The organism is Mesorhizobium sp., from assembly GCF_017306585.1.
In the GTDB taxonomy this organism is placed as follows: Bacteria; Pseudomonadota; Alphaproteobacteria; order Rhizobiales; family Rhizobiaceae; genus Mesorhizobium.
On sequence record NZ_JAFKIC010000385.1, the window covers coordinates 1 to 1,401 of the forward strand.

Genomic DNA, 1,401 nt, shown 5'->3' on the forward strand with positions numbered 1-1,401 from the left:
GTCGGCATCGAGTATTCGCAGAATGGCCAGACAAAGACGGCCCGCGCCGGCCGCGAGGTGATCCTTTCGGCCGGTTCGATCAACTCGCCAAAGCTCATGCAACTGTCCGGCGTCGGTCCGGCCGCGCTTCTCAAGGGCCTTGGCATTCCGGTCGTGCACGCCAACGAGAATGTCGGCGCCAATCTCCAGGACCATGTCGGCATCAACTACACTTTCAAGGGCAAGGTGCCGACGCTCAACCAGATCCTGCGGCCGTGGTGGGGCAAGCTGATGGTCGGCATGCAATACATCCTGACCCGCTCCGGCCCGCTGTCGCTGTCGATGAACCATGGCGGCGGCTTCTTCCGCACCGACCCGGCCTTCTCGCGGCCCAACATGCAGCTCTATTTCCAGGCCTTCTCGACCGTCATCCCGAAAAACGGCGAGCGTCCGATCCTGACGCCCGACCCGTGGCCGGGCTTCTCCATCGGCCTGTCCAATTGCCGCCCGTCGAGCCGGGGCGAGATCATGATCCGGTCCCGAAACCCGCTGGATTATCCGAAAATCGTCGCCAACGCCTATTCGACCAATGCCGATGTCGAGGAGATGCTGGCGGCGGTGAAGTTCCTGCGCAAGATCGCCTCGATGCCCGCAATGGCCGAGATCATCGCCGAAGAGGTCCTGCCCGGTCCGTCGATCCAGTCGGACGCCGACCTGATCACCGATTTCAGGAAACGTTCCGGCACGGTCTATCACCCGGTCTCGACCTGCCGCATGGGGCCTGATCCCCAGCGTGCCGTCGTCGACCCGCGCCTTAGGGTGCACGGGCTCGACGGCCTGCGCGTCATCGACGCCTCGATCTTTCCTGAAAACATCACCGGCAACACCAACGCCGCCTCGGTCATGACCGGATGGAAGGGCGCCGAACTGGTTCTGGAGGACCATAAATGAAGATCACCGACGTCAAGACCTGGGTTGTCGGCAACCCGCCGCCCGGCATCGGCGGCAAGTATTTCATCTTCGTCAAGCTGACCACCGATGGCGGCGTGGTCGGCTATGGCGAAGCCTACAACGCCACCTTCTCGGCCCATGTCACCGCCAGGCTGATCGAGGACATGGCCGAGCGTTATCTGGTCGGCCGCGACCCGCATGACATCGAGAACTTCTTCCGCCGCGTCTATTCCTCCGGCTTCACACAGCGCCCCGACGTGACCGGCATGGGCTGTTTTTCGGCGCTGGAAATGGCCTGCTGGGACATCATCGGCAAGGAGGCCGACAAGCCGGTCTACAAGCTGCTCGGCGGCCAGGTGCACGAGACGCTGCGCTCCTATACCTATCTCTATCCGCACACCGGCAGCGTCCATTCGGAGGACGCGCCGGACGGCAGGAATGTCTACAACGATCCGGAGAGTGCGGCCGCCT

1 protein-coding gene and 1 pseudogene are annotated in these 1,401 nt (G+C 63.2%); both read left to right on the forward strand.

Translation table 11 applies throughout. The annotated features are described in order from the left end of the window. Window positions 1-930 (forward strand): GMC oxidoreductase (locus J0I79_RS35080; RefSeq protein ID WP_292870793.1); only part of this gene is annotated, 930 nt, incomplete at its 5' end. Next, a pseudogene (locus tag J0I79_RS35085) lies at window positions 927-1,401 on the forward strand (mandelate racemase/muconate lactonizing enzyme family protein); the annotation flags it as partial. The gene J0I79_RS35080 and the pseudogene J0I79_RS35085, both read left to right, overlap by 4 nt.